The following is an 18,297-nucleotide window of genomic DNA, read 5'->3' as shown; positions in this document are numbered from 1 at the left end:
AAAAAAAATAATGCATTAAAAGCATTAAAAAAATATTTTCTATCAATGGATAGATTGGTGTTTTGATCGGCAATTTAAGCCAACCGTTCATCGTAATTTCACTATTTTGACCACAAAAAAACGCGACATCAATGTCGCGTTTTGTCAATAACATCCACCGTTAGACTGAACCATTAGGCACGACTCAGGTCTTTATCATGTACACCTAGAAGATATAACACCCCATCCAGACCCACACTTGAAATCGCCTGATTGGCATTCTGGCGAACCAGAGGTTTGGCGCGGAAAGCCACCCCTAAACCGGCAATCGACAACATTGGCAAGTCATTGGCACCATCGCCCACGGCAATGGCCTGCTCCAGTGAAATATCCATTTTGTCTGCCAATTCACGTAGCAACAAGGCTTTGCGAGCGCCATCCACAATATGACCCTTGACTTCACCTGTGACCACGCCATCTTCTACATCCAGAATATTGGCATGGACTTCATCAATCCCCAATTTTTCTTGCAGATATTCGGCAAAATACTGGAAACCACCGGAAAGAATTGCAGTTCTATAGCCCAACGCTTTCAAGGTTGAAATCAGGCGCTCTGCCCCTTCAGTCACGGTCAGACGTTCAGCAATTTTGGGTAAAACAGAGGCATCCATACCTTTGAGCAAAGCGACACGGGCGCGGAAACTTTGCTGGAAGTCCAGTTCACCTTGCATGGCACGTTCAGTGATTTCAGCCACTTGTTCACCAACACCGGCTTCAATGGCCAACTCATCAATCACTTCCTGTTCAATCAGGGTCGAGTCCATATCGAAGCAGACCAGACGGCGATTACGACGGTAAGCATTATCTTCCTGAACCGCAACATCAACACTCAGTTCACTGGATAAACGCAAGCAGGCGGCACGCATGGCAGTGGCATCGAGCATTTGTCCTTTGAGGCCAAATTGTACGCAAGAGCGTTTTGGTCCTTCAACTGTGCCATTGCGCTCTGGGCGGCCCGACAAACGGGTCACGGTTTCAATATTAAAACCCTGGTTAGAGACGATCTGGGTCACGGCCTGCAAATGTGAGGCGGTCAATTCAGGTGCCAGTGCCGTCACGATATAACGGGTCTGCCCACCTTCACTCACCCATTGATCATATTCTGATGTAGAGATTGGTTTAAAGCGCACTGTTAAGCCAATATCATGTGCTAGAATCAGAATCTCCTTCATGGCTAATGCTGTAGCAGTTTGGTCATCTGACGAAACAACAATACCTAAAGTCAGTTGGTTGTGGATGACGGCTTGTCCAACGTCCAAAATTTGTAACGAATGTACGGACAATACCTGCATTAATCGTGTAAATTGATTAGGCTGGTCGGGTCCCAAAAATGATATAAGAATGATTTCTCGCATGAATTGACTCGGATCTGAGCTACAACTATTGCTAGAATCATAATCGAATTTGAACATAAATGCCTTGGAAGTTTACGTTGAATGCGCCTAGACAAGGGCTATTTGCTAGCCTACTGATTGTAAGTTTTGCTTTTCACACCTTTTTACTGGTACTTGCGACGACGCATCAGCTGAATGCTAACCGCGCCAGTCAGGGACAGCTGATGACCTCACAACTGGTCACAGACAGCCTGTCCGAGCTGGAACCGGCCAATACGGTGTCATTGGCTTTACTGGCCGACCGTTATGCCACCAACCCGAGTGTGGCTTCTATCCGTATTTTGGATGCGAACAATCAGGTACTGGCAACAGGTGGTTTAACCAAAACACGCCAAGGTGAAGTGTTTGTTCGTGAAGCACTGCAAAATGAAAAGAAAGTGGGCAGTATTGAAATTACCCTCATTCAACCCAGTATTGGAGAAATTTTACGTACCCAATGGCTGGCGATTTTATTATCGCTGCTGATTCATGGCTTGTTATGGTTGGCCTACCGTGCCATTGCCCGCCCAAGCCGTACCGAATATCTGGCACGTATCAATAATGAATCACGCCTCAAACATGAAATCCAAACCCTGACTCAGGCTTTGGAACAAGAACAGCACAATGCCGCAGTCGCGATTGCCCAGGCACAGAACAATGCTCAGGCCAAAGCTAAAATCAAAGAATCGAAACCTGTGGTACTGGATGACAAGTGTATTGCCTTAAATATCCAGTTTTATGACCCTAAACAGCTGATGGATTCGGTCAATAAAACCGTTTCCATCCCCTATTTCAATCTATGCCAGATTTTCCTGAATAAAGCCACTGAACTCTGTGTGCAACACTACAAGTTAAACAGTTCAGACATCACCACGGTGCATAAATTTGATGAACATGGCGCAACCATTAGCATGACGGTAGAAACACCAAATGCAGTGCCTTGCCTGGTGATGATCAGTACCGTGTTCCAGCTCTTGTCCGATGTGCTGTACAAACGTTATCGTGAAGAAAAACGTTTTGTGTTGCAGACCCGCAGTGCCATTTCCAGCCACGTTGAGGCCATGCAGCTCAGCCCTGTCCAGGCAGCAGAACGTCTGGTACAACAATTGACTGCCAAGGAAAGTGCTATTCACTTACCCAATGAGTTGCTCAAACAGATCTCGGATTGTTATCAGCTGGTTAGCCTGCCGAATCCAACCAATGTACTGACCCGTCATGCCTTTATGATGAACGGGATGGACAGCGAAGTGGCGGAACTGGCACAAACCTTTAGAACCGAAATTTTAAAAGCCAAACAATCCAAGGCCTCTTAAACTTAAGGTATAAAAAAACCGAGCTGAACTGCTCGGTTTTTTTATCTCTAGGATTCTGTGCTGAAGTACAACTGTGCTCAACAGAGATATCTTGATCATTCTTCTATTTTATCTGTCCTGCTTGCCCAATAACTCGCTAATGCTGGACCTGAAATATTATGCCATAAACTAAAAATGGCACTCGGCACCGCAGTTAGTGGTGAGGCAGCAAAATGCACTGCTGCTAAAGCCACGCCTAAACCCGAGTTTTGCATGCCGACTTCTACCGCAACGGCTTTACAGTCTGCATAAGGTAATTTAAACAAACGGCTTGCCCAGAAACCCAGCAGATAGCCCAGACCATTGTGCAAAGCCACAACCTCTAGAATCAATAAACCAGATTGTAAAATTTGTGTCTTACTTCCTGCAATAATTGCTGCCACAATGGCCACAATCGCCAGCACTGAAATCAAGGGCATCACCTGAATATAAGAGTCCACTTTTGACTTCAGTACCGCCCGAATCGTTAAACCCAGAATAATCGGAAACAATACCACTTGCAGAATCGAACCCAGCATCGACAAGGCATTAATCTCAATCCACTGGCTGGCCAGAAGATAAAAAATTGCCGGAGTTAATACAGGTGCTAAAAGAGTCGAAACCGAAGTACAGGCAACCGATAACGCAGTATTGCCTTTGGCCATATAGGTAATCACGTTGGATGCTGTGCCGCCCGGGCAACAGCCGACCAGAATTACCCCGATGGCAATTTCAGGGGGCAACTGAAACAGCTGGCATAAGCCATAAGCCAGTCCCGGCATCACCACAAATTGTGCGACCACACCAATCCCCACAGCTTTGGGACTTTGCACTACCCCTTTAAAATCATCCACGGTCATGATCATGCCCATACCGAACATGATAATTCCGAGCATCCAGGTAATATAGGCTTTAAGCCAGACAAAGGCTTCCGGGAAAATTAAAGCAATAGCGGCAAATAGCACTACCCACAGGGCAAAGGTTTTCTGAATACATTGGGTAAAGCGCAAAAAAGCAGACATACAATACATCCAATATTTATGCTGTTCTGATCTGGAGAGCAGGTTGTACCATATCTATTCAGCAAAACAGCAACTTTTTCAGCTTGATCCTGTTTTTTAGGAGATATGGCGTTGAACAATATCCTTCATCAAAATACGCTTGACCCCTGCCGCGAGCATATCTTGCCAGGCATGCTGTAATGACCCGTGTAAATCGATACCTTTGGTGGCATCGGAAATCACATAGCTTTTAAAGCCCAGTTTACAGGCATCTATTGCGGTCCAAGCCACACAAAAATCTGTGGCAATGCCGACAATAAAAACCGTATCAATGCCACGTTCTTTTAAATAGCCAGCCAAACCGGTTGTGGTTTTTTGATCTGCTTCCAGAAAAGCTGAATAGCTGTCGATATGGGCATGCGCGCCCTTGCGGATGACCAGTTGGGCAGTCGGTAAATGCAGATCTGGATGAAGTTCTGCATCAGCAGTGCCTTGCACACAATGGCTTGGCCACAGGACTTGCGAGCCATAATCCAGCTGAATCATCTCAAAAGGTGTTTTACCAGAATGATTCTCGGCAAAGGAAATGTGATTTTCTGGATGCCAATCCTGGGTAATCACAATATTGTCAAAATGCAGCCCCAACTGGTTGATGTTCGGAATAATCTGATCAGCATTGGCCACAGCCAAATTGCCTCCCGGCGTAAATCCTCGTTGCACATCCACCACAATCAAAGCCGCATTCTGCATTATTTTCATCCCTTGAAATATCAATTTACGCCCAAGCATAGCGCAAAATAGTAGAGGATTTTTAGCGCTAGCGATAAAAATAGAATGACTGTTCATTCGGATTAATCTTGCAATCAGTTCCATATCTGTATTATTTTGCAATGCCTAATAAATTAGGAAATCGCTTTGATTGCATCGCAAATGATAAGCAAAAACAGAAAATTCCCCCTATCAATACCATGATGATTTTTTAAATTCTGAGCATTAAAAAAGCCTGCATTTGCAGGCTTTTTTTAATCTTTTCAGTATTACACCTTGGTGCGGTTCACCAGGATCAGCATACATACTGCAGAGATAATGATACATGGAATCGCTGCGGTAATAACGCCTGCTGCACCAAAGCCTGCAGTCAGTAACTGACCTGCAATCACAGGGCCAAGCATTGCACCGATACGGCCTACTGCAGAAGCAACACCTACACCAGTACCACGTACTTCGGTCGGATACACGATACTACCAAAAGCATACAGTACGCCCTGACAGCCAATCACGAAGGCACCTGCCAATGCTGCAGCCATATACATCTGGCTCAGCGAGCTTGCACCGTTCAATGCCAATAGGCCTGCCAAAATACCACCGTACATCAACACAATCACGTAGGCTTTTTTCCAGCGGTCGGTCAACATACCCAAAATTACAGTACCAATCGTTGCAGTAACCATAAAGTAGAACTGTGCAGTTGAACCGTCTTTGCGGGTGAAGCCCAGCTCCATAAACAATGATGGTAACCAGCTCAGCATGATGTAAACCACCATCAGCGTGAAGAAGTAGCTGACCCAGATGCACAGGGTACGTAACAGGTTATTCGAGTTAAACAGATCCTTGAATGAACCTTGTGGAGCAGCGGCAAGTTCAGCTGCAGTTTTGTTCTGTACTTTCAGGTATTCTTTCGACTCAGGCAGGAACAGCATCATCAGTGGAATCACGAAAATCGGTAATAAACCGCCCAGGTAGAATACATTCTTCCAGTTGGCACCGAATTCAGTTGCGGCAATTAACGACAGAATCGCAGCACCGACCGGCATACCACAGTACATCAGGCCCACGGCACGACCACGGTTTTTTGGCGATACAGCTTCAGAAGCCAGCGTGATCAGAATTGGCATGGCACCACCCAGACCGGCACCCGCCAGGAAACGCACAGCCAGCAACGTGTTAAAGCTGTTTACCCAAACTGTACATAAAGTAAATGCGGCAAACACTGCTGTCGACCAGATCAGGACTTTCTTACGACCAATACGATCTGCAAATCGACCGCCGACCAGTGCACCAGGCAGTAAGCCTAAAATCCCTGCACTGAAAAACACACCCAATTGCGAGCTGTCAAGACCAAAATGCTCACGAATACCCGCGGCTGCAATACCTGCGGCCTGAATATCCAGGCCCTCGATCACCGCGATCAGAAAACAGATCGCTACTGTGATGACCGCGTGCTTGTTATCTGATTTTTCCATTGGAATATCCTTGTTTCAATCAGCGTTGTTCATAATAAAGTCGCAATCATCTATGAGACTGGCAGCATAATTAACTACCAATAAGTTGAATAATTTACAGTTTATTAACAAAAATACTGGATATTTAAAGTTTTTCAGTACCAAATACACATAGTCGCAAAAACACTTAATCCGCTTAATCCGTACAAGAAAAATTCACATGATCTTGATAAATTCGATTCTAAAAATCATCCTGTGCGAAAAAAGTCAAAATGGAGTAATAGTTTTTATTAATTATTCTTCTAGTTTTTAATGATCATTTTGATAGATTAACTGTCTGGTTCATATAGCTTTAAAGTCTATACTGATTCTTATTAAATCTTAAATTCTGATGTTTTTACACGGAATTATTGAGTTGATTGGGCCCAGCGCAGTTTTTTAAAATCAAAGTAAGCATTTTCACAGTCAAAAAATTGATCTTAAAGGATTAAAAACAGATTAGAATTTCAGGACACATCCATTTAAAAAAATTACCCTGGTTATATTTGTGCTGTTTTTCACTTGCTTTTCATAAAGTTTTTAGATGGTTTGACTAAAGCATATTGTTCTTCACCGCTTGTTCGTTCATAATTTGCATAAGCATTATTCAATTGGCTTGAATTTGCTATAAATCAAAATACGTAACCATCCACATCTCTGTTTTTCTACCCCAGTTGGATGGCCAAATAGGATAATTTTTTAAAATGACTCAGCAAGCACAGATCATTCAAGGTTCAATTGTCGCAATCGTCACCCCGATGTTTGAAGATGGCAGCGTAGATTGGAAGGGTCTAGAAAAGCTGGTTGAGTGGCATATAGAACAAGGCACCAACAGTATTGTGGCTGTAGGGACCACAGGTGAAGCATCGACTCTAAGCATGGCTGAACATGCCCGCGTGATTAAAGAAATCATCCGTGTAGCCAACAAACGCATTCCTATTATTGCCGGTACCGGTGCAAACTCGACTCATGAAGCCATTGAGCTCACCAGAGAAGCAAAAGAGCTCGGTGCAGATGCCGCATTACTGGTTACGCCTTATTACAACAAGCCTACACAGGAAGGTTTATATCAGCACTACAAAGCGATTGCTGAAGCTGTTGATTTGCCTCAAATTCTGTATAACGTCCCAGGACGTACCGGCGTGGACATGCTTAACGAAACCGTGATCCGTCTGGCCGATATTCCGCAAATTGTCGGTATTAAAGATGCCACTGGGGATGTAGCGCGTGGGAAAGAACTCATCGAAGGATTAGCCGGCAAAGACATGACGGTTTATTCTGGCGATGATGCGACTGCATACCAATTAATGGGACTTGGCGCTAAAGGCAACATTTCTGTCACTGCCAATGTCGCACCGAAGGAAATGAGCCTGATCTGTGCTGCAGCACTCGCAGGTGATGCAGAAGGTGCTGAAGCTTTAAATAATAAAGTTGCAAATTTACACAATATTTTATTTTGTGAATCTAACCCAATTCCTGTGAAATGGGCACTCCATGAAATGGGCTTAATTGGTACCGGTATTCGCTTACCATTAACTCCTCTTGCAGAACAATATCGTACCCCGTTGCGTGAAGCACTCAGCGCTGCGGGTGTCATTAAATAAAGAGCACAACACTATGCAATTACGTTTCGGTTTAACCCTTGCACTTTCGGCATTCAGTTTAGCGGGTTGTAGTTCCATGGGAATCAGCAATGGTTCACTGGACTATAAAAATACAACAACCCTTGAACCTGTGAAATATCCGGAAGGTTCAATGGTTCGACCGGCAACGCCGTTGTATCCTGCCCCAACAATTGACCCGCTGGCGATTGAGCATGCACCCAAGCTTGAAAACAAGCACGGTAACCGCTTTGCTCTACCCCGTCCCGACAAGGCGCAAAGCAATAGCGCTGCCGATGCTCAACAAGACAGCACAAATATCGGTCGTCCACAGCTGGTTCGTGATGGAAACCAAAATCCACTGCTCAAAATAGACGGAAATTCTGCTACAATTTGGCAGTACACACTTGCCACCCTCAGTAGCCTCAACCATAGCATTGTTGGTCAAAGTAAAAATCGTTACGAAGTAACCATTAAGATTGATCAGCAAATTTATGTATTAAGACTGACCTCTGTAGGCACAAGTAACAACTTAGCTGTATTCAATGCCGATAACAGCTTTGCAGACCAAGAAAAAGCTGCAGAACTGTTAACCCAGATTTACCAAAATTGGCCAGCCTAGTCGTACTAGGCATTTTTTTTTGAAAAAGGTTCCCCCATGTTGAAACAAACCTTGCTCTATACTGGTAAAGCGAAATCTGTTTATGAAACAGATAGTGCAGATCACCTTATCCTAGTTTTCCGTGACGATGCTTCTGCATTTAACGGCGAAAAAATCGAACAGCTGGATCGTAAAGGCAAGGTGAACAACCGTTTTAACGCCTTCATCATGGAAAAATTGGCTGCAGCTGGCATTGAAACTCACTTTGAAAAACTTCTTTCTCCAACTGAAGTTTTAGTGAAAAAATTGAAAATGGTTCCAGTTGAATGTGTAATCCGTAACTATGCTGCCGGTTCTTTATGCCGTCGTTTAGGCGTAGAAGAAGGTAAAGAACTGGTTCCACCTACTTTCGAATTGTTCTTCAAAGATGATGCGCTTGGCGATCCAATGGTGAACGAATCTCAAGCGATTGCTTTAGGTTGGGCAACTGCTGAACAATTGGCACAAATGAAAGAACTCACTTACAAAGTGAACGAAGTGCTTAAAGGCTTGTTCGATGCAGGTAACATGTTACTTGTAGACTTTAAACTTGAATTCGGTGTGTTCCACGACCGTATCGTACTGGGTGATGAATTCTCTCCAGACGGTTGCCGTCTATGGGACAAAGATACCAAGAAAAAACTCGACAAAGACCGTTTCCGTCAAGGTTTAGGCGGTGTTGTTGAAGCTTATGAAGAAGTTGCTGCACGTTTAGGTATCGACCTTTCTGATATCTAATTCGTTCATCGAATTTCAAAAACCGGGCTAAACAGCCCGGTTTTTTATATCTCCAAAAATTGAAAAAACAGATTTAATTAATGAAAATGATCGTTTTTACAATATTGGTTTTTTTACTTAATATCTCTTATATACCAGGCAGCAAGAAGTTGAAGTCAATGACTTTATAAGCTCCTGCTGACCGACCAAGATTTTTAGTTTACCCTCTAGGATGTATCTCCCCTAAGACATCCTATTTTCAGCCCAATCCGTCCTATGGATTGGGCTTTTTTTTACGTTTTTTCATCTGAAAAACTAAGCATGAAAGAAGATGCCTCAACGCCTGGAATCATCTTGACTGTTATTGCTGTTGTTGCTGCTGCATCCAACGACGCTGTTGCAGTTTTTCTCCTTCCACTTCGCGCTTGTTCCGTGCAGATTCGTATAGCTTGGTGCCTTTTAATTCAGGTGGCATATACTCTTGCAGAACGAAATGCTCTGGATAATTATGCGGATAGAGATAATCCACACCATAGCCCTGCTCTTTCATAAGCTTGGTTGGTGCATTGCGTAAATGTAGCGGCACAGGCAAGTTTGCAGTTTTTTCAGCCAGGTCGAGTGCCTTGTTAATGGCCAGATAAGTGCTGTTACTTTTGGCACTGGTCGCCAAATACACTGCACATTGACCGAGAATAATACGACACTCCGGGAGGCCCACAGCCTGTACCGAACGGAAACATTCGCCTGCCAGAAGCAGGGCATTCGGATTGGAATTGCCAATATCTTCCGAAGCGGCAATCAGCATACGACGGGCAATAAACACCGGATCTTCGCCGCCTTTAAGCATGCGCGCCATCCAGTACAGCGCTGCATCCGGATCACTGCCGCGGATGGATTTAATAAAGGCAGAGACCAGGTCATAGTGCTGCTCACCCGATTTATCATAACGGGCAATATTCTGCTGCGCCACCTTGACCACAATGGCATTGGTGATGATATTTTCCAGTTCCGGTTCAAAAGTACTGGCAATTAAATCTAGAAGATTAAGCGCCTTACGTGCATCTCCAGCCGCAAATTGCAGTAATGCTTCGTATTCTTCAATTTGGATATAACGCTCTTTTAAAAAGGCATCCTGCTGTATGGCATTATTCAATAAAGTTCGAATTGACTCATCATCCAGCGCATTTAAGGTATACACCTGACAACGCGATAACAAGGCATTGTTCACTTCAAAAGAGGGATTTTCTGTGGTTGCTCCAATTAAGGTAATTTTGCCTTTTTCTACTGCATTCAATAAGGCATCTTGCTGTGACTTGTTAAAACGGTGAATTTCATCAATAAACACGACCGGGGTCAATAAATCGCCACTTTCGGCAATCACTTCACGCAGTTCTTTTACTCCGGTATTGAGCGCCGATAAACTGATAAAGGGCCGATCCACGGCTTGAGCCAAAAGCAAAGCAATGGTGGTTTTTCCAACGCCTGGTGGCCCCCAAAAAATGATGGAAGGTAAATGGCCCTGATCAATCATTTGACGTAAGGGGGCACCTGCTCCCAATAAATGATCTTGCCCGATAATTTCGGACAAATCACGCGGACGAAGTCGTTCAGGGAGTGGAATATGGCTCTCAGACATCTTGTTATTTCTTTACTGTACTTAAACTAAGTCTACTATGTAATTTTAATATCGCGCATTTCAAATGAGCCGATTTACAAAAAAATCGCTGTATCAGGTCGGGGTGAGGATGAAATTTGCAAATTTTTTCAGCCAAAAATTATATGATGAACAGGAAATTAACGCACCCAACGCACAATATATTCCTCAAGATCATCTTCATTGACTTCTGTTTCGGAAATACAACGGCCTGCTGCCGATTTGCGCGCCTTGATCACACTGTCACGTGTTCCTGTATTTAAATAATGCCAGGCAGGTAGACTCTTACCTTCATTTAAACGGCGATAAGCACAGCTCGGCGGCAGCCAATGAATAGTGGCTAATTTTTCTGGTGTGAGTTGAATACAATCCGGCACATGCTCAAGTCGCTGCTCATAATTACTACAACGTGCAGTTTTGCAGTCTAAAAGTTTGCAAGCCACCTTGGTATAAGCGACTTCTTGCAGTTCTTCATCTTCTAATTTGATTAAACAGCAGAGACCGCAACCATCGCATAATGCTTCCCATTCGGCAGGATTAAGTTCAGTTAAAGCGTATTTTTTCCAAAATTGTGGACGTAAGGATTCGGTCATAGCAAAGCAAAAATTAGCAAATGAAGCATATTATAACCTGAGTATGTTTACAGTCCATAAACGTGATTATTACTTTAAATCATCGATTTGCCGTCAAACTGAACATTTTTTAAACACAAGCATAACACTGCTGGAAATTTTCCGCCCCTATACTGAATCTACTTTGAAAATAACAAAACATGGAGAAAGCTTATGTTCCGTTGGGCGATTATTTTTGCAGTGATTGCACTGATCGCAAGTCTACTAGGTTTTGCTGGCGTCGCAGGATTATCTAAAGATTTTGCGGTTATTTTACTCGTGGTTGCCGTTATTTTAGCAATCGTCGGCTTCCTCTCCAGGGGAAGAGTTTAGTTGAATGAACTCCACTTAAAAATATCTCACTTGATCAAAAAAAAGAGCCTATTCAGGCTCTTTTTTCATATCCGATTTTTTTGATTTAGCTTTCTATTATCTGCCTAGCAAAAGAACCGAATCAAAAATTAAATATCTTTTTATCTAACTTATCTCACCGTGTAGAGTTTTGAGCTAAAAATTAAGGTCGTAAATGGCGTGGTCTAAAGCCGGTGACCAATAAACCAATCGCATAAGCCACCACACCAGCGACACATAAACCGATCACTTCAAGAATTCGCATCCACTGCGATACCTCTCCATTGTACCAACTGAGACCATACCACAGTACAGCAATCATCGCGGCATTCGCCACTGCATATTGTAGAAACAGCTTTTTCCAGTGTCCGGCAAAGCGGAAAATATTGCGTTTATGCAGATAGAAATACAGCATACCGGCATTGACCAAGGCCGAACCTGAAGAAGCCAGGGCCAAGGCCATATGCTCTGCATGCCAATCAATCAGTTTAAAGAAACCAATAAACACCACGTTTAAAATGGCATTCGCTGCCACGGCCATCAAGCCAACACGCACAGGTGTGCGGGTATCTTGCTGAGCATAAAAGCCCGGGGCAAAGACTTTAATCAGCATGAAGGAGATTACCCCGGCACTCATACATTGCAGGGCCAGCGCAGTCATTTCAGTATCTTGCAAGGTAAATTGCCCACGCTGGAACAATGCCTGAATAATTGGAGTAGACAGCATAAATAAGGCGATGCTGGCAGGGATACCGACCAGCATGATCACTTTGGCAGCCCAGTCAATCATGCCTCTAAATTTAACCTGATCCTGTTCGGCATGACGTGCAGAGAGTGAAGGTAAAATTACCGTACCAATCGCCACACCGATCAACCCCAAAGGCAATTCCGTCATCCGCTCGGCACTGTATAACCACGATACCGAACCATCCTGCATGAACGATGCCCAAATGGTGTTGAGCAATAGATTAATCTGGGTGACCGAGACACCAAACAGTGCAGGAAGCATCAATTTCATGATGCGTTCTACACCTTCATGTTTAAAATCTACTTTAGGCGGAATTAATAATTTTTTACGCCACAGCTCTGGAATTTGAATCACCAGCTGTAAAATACCGGCAATCACCACAGCCCAGCCGAGTGCCATAATCGGTTCGGCCATATAGGGCGTTAGCCACCATGCGCCTGCAATCATGGTAATATTCAACAGTACTGGCGAAAAAGCCGGGGTTGAAAAAGAACCATAACTGTTCAGGATACTGCTGGCAAAAGCCGTTAAAGACATAAACAGCAGATAAGGAATGGTCAGACGGAACATGTCTGTCGCCAAGGCAAATTTTTCCGGGTCATCATGGAAACCGGGCGCATAGATATACAGCACCGCAGGTGCTGCCACCATGGCAATAAAGGTCAGGGTGGTCATAAAGGTGGCCAGACAACCAAACACCCGACTAATCAGGATTTGCACTTCTGCATGAGTGCGCGTGGTTTTATATTCGGTTAAAACCGGAATAAAAGCCTGTGAAAATGCACCTTCGGCAAATAAGCGCCTGAAAAAGTTGGGAATACGAAAGGCCACCACAAAGGTATCGAAATCTTTACCTGCACCAAACACATTCAGCAATACCACATCTCGGACTAAGCCCAGCACCCGAGACAACATGGTCATTGTACTAACAATAAAGGTCGATCGCCAAAGCGCCATCGTAACCACCCAGTGAAAAAATTAAGTCGCTATTGTAATGAAACTCCACATGGAGTTTCGTTGTTTAATCATAAAGCCCACTTATTATTGATGGATTTTATGCTGCTGCAATAAAGTTCTGAATTTGACCCAGTCAAAAAATGGGCCCGGATCGGTTTTACGTCCAGGCGCAATATCGGAGTGACCGGCCAAATGCTGCAAAATTTTGGGATAAGCCGCTTGCAATGCAGCGGTCACTTGCGCCAACGCCACATACTGCACCTCGTCAAAAGGCAAATCATCACTGCCTTCCAGTTCAATGCCAATAGAATAGTCATTACATTCTTTTTTGCCCAGGTAAATGGAACGTCCGGCATGCCAGGCCCGATCATTAAAATTGACAAATTGCAGCACTTCACCACTGCGTAAAATCAGCAGATGGGCAGAAACTTGCATGCCTTCAATGCTTTGAAAATAAGGATGTTCTGACCAGTCCAGTTGGTTCTGAAAAAACTGTTCAATATATCCCCCACCAAACTGTGACGGCGGCAGACTGATGTTATGCACCACAACCAGTTGAATTTCGGTGTGTTCGGGACGTTGATTATAATTTGGGGAAGGTACTTGCCTGGCACCGATTAACTGACCGTCGATGACCTGAAAAAAGGGGGCCTGTTGCATAGTCCAATCCTGAGTCCTGTTCGCATAAGCTGATGATTTTAGCGCAATCCTAAAACTTTAAACTTAAAATCTCAAATTCCGCAGCTAAAATCGCTGGAAAAAAACATTTCTTTTAAATGAACAGTGCTAAAATAACGCGCAATTTTCATGGGTTAAAAAAGATACGGGAATCCTTATGAGCATATCTCAATCCTTGCTTGAACAATCGATCCAAATCAACATTCAACAAGCATTACAAGAAGATATTGGCGAAGGTGATATCACTGCTTTATTAACTCCTGAAGATGAACAGGCGACAGCAACAATTATTAGCCGTGAAGACATGGTGCTGGCCGGTCAGCCTTGGGTCAATGCACTGATTCAGGCTTATGATCCAAAGGTACAGGTCACCTGGCTAAAAAATGATGGCGACCGCGTACAAGCCAATGAAGCCTTTTTAAAACTGGCCGGTTCTGCACGCAGCCTGCTGACGGTGGAACGCCCTGCCCTTAACTTTGTGCAAACACTTTCTGCAGTTGCGACCAAAACTGCTTTATATGTTAAAGAACTGGAAGGCTTAAATACCAAATTATTAGATACCCGTAAAACCTTGCCGGGCTTACGTATTGCACAAAAATATGCCGTGGCGATTGGTGGCGGTCAGAACCATCGCCTGGGTTTGTTTGATGCCTTTTTGATTAAAGAAAACCATATTATGGCAGCAGGCGGTATTGCGCAGGCGATTAGCAAGGCACATAACATTGCACCGGGTAAACCGGTGGAAGTTGAAGTGGAAACCTGGGATGAACTAAACCAGGCTTTAGAAGCAAAAGCGGATATCGTGATGCTGGATAACTTCAGCCAGCAGCAAATGATTGATGCGGTGAAGCATGTTGCCGGTCGTTGCAAGCTGGAAGCATCAGGTAACATTACCATCGCAAACTTACGTGAAGTGGCAAGCTCAGGTGTGGATTATATTTCAATGGGTGTATTAACCAAAGATGTGAAAGCAGTGGATTTATCCATGCGTTTTAATGCTTGATCGCCCCTACTCAACTCAATAAAAATTGAGTCAATAAAAAACGCACCGATGGGTGCGTTTTTTATTGCTGAGATTGTTAAATTAACAACTTACCAGCCTAAAGCTTCTTGCTGTTTTTTAATGAGTTCTTGGATGCCTTTTTCTGCCAATTCAAGCATTTCGTTACATTGTGCACGGGTAAATGGCTTGTCTTCAGCAGTCCCCTGCAGCTCGATAAACTCGCCTGCTTGAGTCATCACTACGTTTAAATCAGTTTGGCAGTTTGAATCTTCTTCATAACACAAATCGAGCAAGGCTTTGTCTTGATACATGCCGACAGAAATCGCAGCCACCAGACCTTTCAACGGATCGTGTTTAATTTTCTTGGTTTCAAGCAATACATTCATGGCATCGACTAAAGCCACTGCTGCACCAGTAATGGATGCTGTACGTGTACCACCATCAGCCTGAATCACATCACAGTCAATGGTAATGGTATTTTCACCCAGTTTTTTCAAGTCCACCATGGCACGCAGGCTACGACCAATCAGACGCTGGATTTCCTGAGTACGGCCACTTTGTTTACCACGCGCCGCTTCACGGTCACTACGGGTATGGGTAGAACGTGGCAACATGCCGTATTCCGCAGTCACCCAACCCTGTCCCTTACCTTTCAAGAAACGCGGTACTGAATTATCAATACTTGCAGTACAAAGAACTTTTGTATGACCAAATTCAATCAACACTGAACCTTCCGCATAACGTGTATAGTTACGGGTAATTTTTACGTCACGTAATTGATCTAATGTACGTTGGTCGATACGCATAATGAGTCCTTAATTTCGGCTAAAATTCATTGCGGCCTAGTATAACAGAAGCATGCTCTCAGGTTTTGCCAAGAGATTCTCTATTGGCAAAAACCATCAAGCCCGGATGCATCCATTTTAGCTTGCATGAAATTCGCTACCCACCCTGCATATCCTTAAGCTTGTTATTGAAGTTTAAAAGCTCAATAAGTCTTTTAATTTCTGTTTGGATTGTTCAAGGGTTGAAGTCCATGAATTTGGCAATGAACATTGAGCTAAACGTACCCAGACGCTAGCAAACTGTTTCATGAAACTGGCTTCATTATAGTGAATGCCATACTCTGCACATAAGACACGGATTTTTGGTGCAGCTTCAGCATAACGGTTCGCGGGCATATCAGGGAATAAATGGTGTTCAATTTGATGACTCAAATTACCACTCAAAATATGCAGCCATTCTGTGCCGCTAAAATTACTCGATCCGCGAATTTGACGTAAATACCATTCGGCACGCGTTTCAGTGGCCGTATTGTCCGGTTCAAAGGTTTCGGTATCTTCAGTGAAATGTCCATTAAAAATCACTGCGGATGCCCAGAGGCTACGAATGACATTCGCCACTGCATTTCCGGCAAATACCGGCAGTGCATTCGGACCTGCAATTAATGGAAAAAACACATAGTCTTTGGCAATCTGACGGGTGGCTTTTTTACGGAATTTTGCCGACTCTTTCCACACCTCTTTCCAGGTTTTAGTTTTATAAACCAGCACATCTTCCAGATGTAAACCTTGTACACCAACATACCATTCAAAGAACAGCATCAGCTGAATAGTTAAAGGAATATTGAATAAAAAGCGCGGTTCCCATTTTTGTGCTTCACTGACCCGAATCAGGCCATAGCCCACATCATGGTCTTGACCGACAATATTAGTATAGGTGTGGTGGATATAATTGTGGGTATGTTTCCAGTCATCCCCGGTCGCCATGGTATCCCAGTCATAATTGGCACCATTTAACGTCGGATCATTCAGCCAGTCGAACTGACCATGCATCACATTATGGCCCAGTTCCATATTTTCCACGATTTTGGAAATACCCAACAAGCCTGTACCCAATAACCAGACTGGCGGAATCCAGCCGCCAAACATCAACATGCTGCGTGATACAATTTCGCTATAACGGACAAAATCGCGGATTTTATAAATGTATTGGGCATCTTTTTCGCCAATGCTGTCCATAATTTCGCGGCGAATGGCATCCACTTTTTCACCAAATTCGGCAATTTGTTCAGCAGTTAAATATTTAGATTTACTGTTTTCTGGAAATTTCACTGACATATTCATTGTTTTTCTCCTGAGTGATCATCCAGCATGGCTTGTTTTAAAACGGGATCAATCACTGAAAGTTTTTTAAAATTTTGATGCTTACAGGTTAATAGTGACCGGACTTACGGCCTGGCTAATACACAATTTAATCTGGGTATTGCTATCGTGGTCGATTTCACCAGTGAGCAGGTTTTTGGTTGAACCACTGACTTTGGTACAGGTACAGGTATTGCAGATGCCCATACGGCAGCCATGTGCGGGTCTCAATCCCGCCTGTTCGGCACTTTCCAGCAAATTGGTTTTGGCTTCAAACTCTTGTTGAGCGCGTAAGAAAATTACCGGTTGTACTGCCGCATTTTCATCGACCACCACCTGGAAATATTCCTGTTTGAGTTGATCGGCAATGCCGAATTGTTGATAAATCTGGTTCAGGCTTTGCATCATGCTCTTGGCACCACAGGCATAACTTTGACGTTGCTTAAAATCTGAAATGGTACTTTCAAGCAGTTCCGCGGTTAAATGTTGCTTCTGTGCCAGAGTATTAAAATGATGATATTGAAACTGCGGATGCTGCTCGGCCAATTGCTGCAATTCGCTATGGAACGCATCATCACGCGCGAAATAGATCAGGTCAATCTGACTGACTTGTTGACGGATGGCCTGTTGCAATAAAGAATAAATTGCAGTGATACCACTGCCTGAAGCTAACAACAGAATAGGTTGTTGAGATGAACTTAATGTGAAATCACCCTGCACCTGGGAAATTTCCACCACACTGCCCACAGCCAAACGGGTTAAAGCATTGGAGACTTTGCCCTGACGTTTCACGGCAATCACCACGTTACCGTTGGCAGTGATTTTGACAACGGAATAACTGCGTTGCTCACGCACACCTGCAATCACCACAGTCACTAAAATACTTTGTCCGGCATAAAAAGCATCAGCACAAAAATTATGATTCGGCTGCAACTCGATCTGATAAAAGTCTGAACTCAGCATCTGTACATCGACAATACTGGCTTTGACTTTTTTCCATGCCCAAACTGGATTGATTTTTTCAGCAATAAAATCGACGAAATCTTCTCGAATCCATTGTGGCTGATATTGCATGACATGACTCATATGACGTTCCTCTTTTATTGCTGGCTATTTATTTGAGTGAACAGGTGTTCTTATAGTGAACACATGTACACTATAATCATTTTTTAATTCAGTCAACATCCG

Annotated in this window: 17 protein-coding genes; 6 read left to right on the top strand and 11 right to left on the bottom strand. The window is 43.8% G+C overall.

Annotated features, from left to right (window positions below; translation table 11 throughout):
- Positions 1–173: 173 nt before the first annotated feature.
- Positions 174–1,394, bottom strand: coding sequence for a phosphoserine phosphatase SerB (serB, locus tag ACE01T_RS04140; protein WP_180043153.1), 1,221 nt, complete (start codon positions 1,392–1,394; stop codon positions 174–176).
- A gap of 77 nt (positions 1,395–1,471) precedes the next feature.
- Between serB and ACE01T_RS04135 the strand changes: the two genes are divergently transcribed.
- A complete protein-coding gene (locus tag ACE01T_RS04135) occupies positions 1,472–2,725 on the top strand; it encodes a hypothetical protein (RefSeq protein WP_086196576.1) in 1,254 nt (417 codons plus the stop codon).
- Between the two features lie 95 nt (positions 2,726–2,820).
- Here ACE01T_RS04135 and ACE01T_RS04130 read toward each other — a convergent pair whose 3' ends face one another.
- The 3 genes from ACE01T_RS04130 to mhpT form a co-directional block, all read right to left on the bottom strand.
- Positions 2,821–3,765 carry a bile acid:sodium symporter family protein gene (locus tag ACE01T_RS04130; protein WP_180043152.1) on the bottom strand — a complete coding sequence of 315 codons (945 nt, stop codon included), beginning with the start codon at positions 3,763–3,765 and terminating at the stop codon, positions 2,821–2,823.
- A gap of 96 nt (positions 3,766–3,861) precedes the next feature.
- Positions 3,862–4,497, bottom strand: a complete 636-nt coding sequence (pncA, locus tag ACE01T_RS04125; RefSeq protein ID WP_180043173.1) for a bifunctional nicotinamidase/pyrazinamidase — start codon at positions 4,495–4,497, stop codon at positions 3,862–3,864.
- A gap of 284 nt (positions 4,498–4,781) precedes the next feature.
- A complete protein-coding gene (gene mhpT, locus ACE01T_RS04120; protein WP_180043151.1) occupies positions 4,782–5,987 on the bottom strand; it encodes a 3-(3-hydroxy-phenyl)propionate transporter MhpT in 1,206 nt (401 codons plus the stop codon).
- Positions 5,988–6,709: 722 nt separating this feature from the next.
- Between mhpT and dapA the strand changes: the two genes are divergently transcribed.
- The 3 genes from dapA to purC are packed head-to-tail and all read left to right on the top strand — an operon-like array spanning position 6,710 to position 8,984.
- Positions 6,710–7,609 (top strand): 4-hydroxy-tetrahydrodipicolinate synthase, encoded by a 900-nt coding sequence (gene dapA, locus ACE01T_RS04115; RefSeq protein WP_395518797.1) that lies wholly within the window; start codon positions 6,710–6,712, stop codon positions 7,607–7,609.
- Positions 7,610–7,622: 13 nt separating this feature from the next.
- Entirely contained in the window at positions 7,623–8,228 is a 606-nt protein-coding gene (locus ACE01T_RS04110; protein WP_180043150.1) for a lipoprotein-34 precursor (NlpB), read from the top strand.
- A gap of 36 nt (positions 8,229–8,264) precedes the next feature.
- Positions 8,265–8,984, top strand: coding sequence for a phosphoribosylaminoimidazolesuccinocarboxamide synthase (gene purC / locus ACE01T_RS04105; protein ID WP_086196580.1), 720 nt, complete (start codon positions 8,265–8,267; stop codon positions 8,982–8,984).
- 340 nt (positions 8,985–9,324) lie between these two features.
- On the opposite strand, the gene ACE01T_RS04100 is transcribed toward purC, so the two are convergent.
- On the bottom strand, positions 9,325–10,599 hold the full coding sequence (locus ACE01T_RS04100; RefSeq protein ID WP_395518796.1) for a replication-associated recombination protein A: 1,275 nt from the start codon (positions 10,597–10,599) through the stop codon (positions 9,325–9,327).
- A gap of 158 nt (positions 10,600–10,757) precedes the next feature.
- Positions 10,758–11,210, bottom strand: a complete 453-nt coding sequence (locus ACE01T_RS04095; protein ID WP_395518795.1) for a YcgN family cysteine cluster protein — start codon at positions 11,208–11,210, stop codon at positions 10,758–10,760.
- Positions 11,211–11,402: 192 nt separating this feature from the next.
- Here ACE01T_RS04095 and ACE01T_RS04090 point away from each other — a divergent pair, with 192 nt between their 5' ends.
- Positions 11,403–11,561: a DUF1328 domain-containing protein gene (locus tag ACE01T_RS04090; RefSeq protein ID WP_086176419.1), complete on the top strand. Its 159-nt coding sequence runs from the start codon at positions 11,403–11,405 to the stop codon at positions 11,559–11,561.
- A gap of 181 nt (positions 11,562–11,742) precedes the next feature.
- Here ACE01T_RS04090 and murJ read toward each other — a convergent pair whose 3' ends face one another.
- The gene (gene murJ / locus ACE01T_RS04085) at positions 11,743–13,293 is read right to left on the bottom strand and encodes a murein biosynthesis integral membrane protein MurJ (RefSeq protein ID WP_180174295.1); all 1,551 of its coding nucleotides are present in this window, start codon (positions 13,291–13,293) and stop codon (positions 11,743–11,745) included.
- Positions 13,294–13,368: 75 nt separating this feature from the next.
- Entirely contained in the window at positions 13,369–13,944 is a 576-nt protein-coding gene (gene ampD / locus ACE01T_RS04080) for a 1,6-anhydro-N-acetylmuramyl-L-alanine amidase AmpD (RefSeq protein ID WP_180174294.1), read from the bottom strand.
- Between the two features lie 175 nt (positions 13,945–14,119).
- On the opposite strand from ampD, the gene nadC reads away from it, so the two are divergent.
- Positions 14,120–14,965 (top strand): carboxylating nicotinate-nucleotide diphosphorylase, encoded by an 846-nt coding sequence (gene nadC / locus ACE01T_RS04075; RefSeq protein ID WP_180043145.1) that lies wholly within the window; start codon positions 14,120–14,122, stop codon positions 14,963–14,965.
- A gap of 89 nt (positions 14,966–15,054) precedes the next feature.
- Here nadC and rph read toward each other — a convergent pair whose 3' ends face one another.
- From rph to ACE01T_RS04060, 3 genes are all read right to left on the bottom strand, one after another.
- Complete coding sequence (gene rph, locus ACE01T_RS04070) at positions 15,055–15,771, bottom strand: ribonuclease PH (protein WP_166170535.1); 717 nt, start codon at positions 15,769–15,771, stop codon at positions 15,055–15,057.
- Positions 15,772–15,945: 174 nt separating this feature from the next.
- Positions 15,946–17,091 carry a fatty acid desaturase family protein gene (locus ACE01T_RS04065; protein WP_395518794.1) on the bottom strand — a complete coding sequence of 382 codons (1,146 nt, stop codon included), beginning with the start codon at positions 17,089–17,091 and terminating at the stop codon, positions 15,946–15,948.
- 81 nt (positions 17,092–17,172) lie between these two features.
- Positions 17,173–18,195 carry a ferredoxin reductase gene (locus tag ACE01T_RS04060; protein ID WP_180043144.1) on the bottom strand — a complete coding sequence of 341 codons (1,023 nt, stop codon included), beginning with the start codon at positions 18,193–18,195 and terminating at the stop codon, positions 17,173–17,175.
- Positions 18,196–18,297 lie beyond the last annotated feature (102 nt).

It is taken from the genome of Acinetobacter uliginosus (genome assembly GCF_044130295.1).
Taxonomy (GTDB): Bacteria; Pseudomonadota; Gammaproteobacteria; order Pseudomonadales; family Moraxellaceae; genus Acinetobacter.
This window is presented reverse-complemented; position numbering and strand designations above follow the sequence as displayed.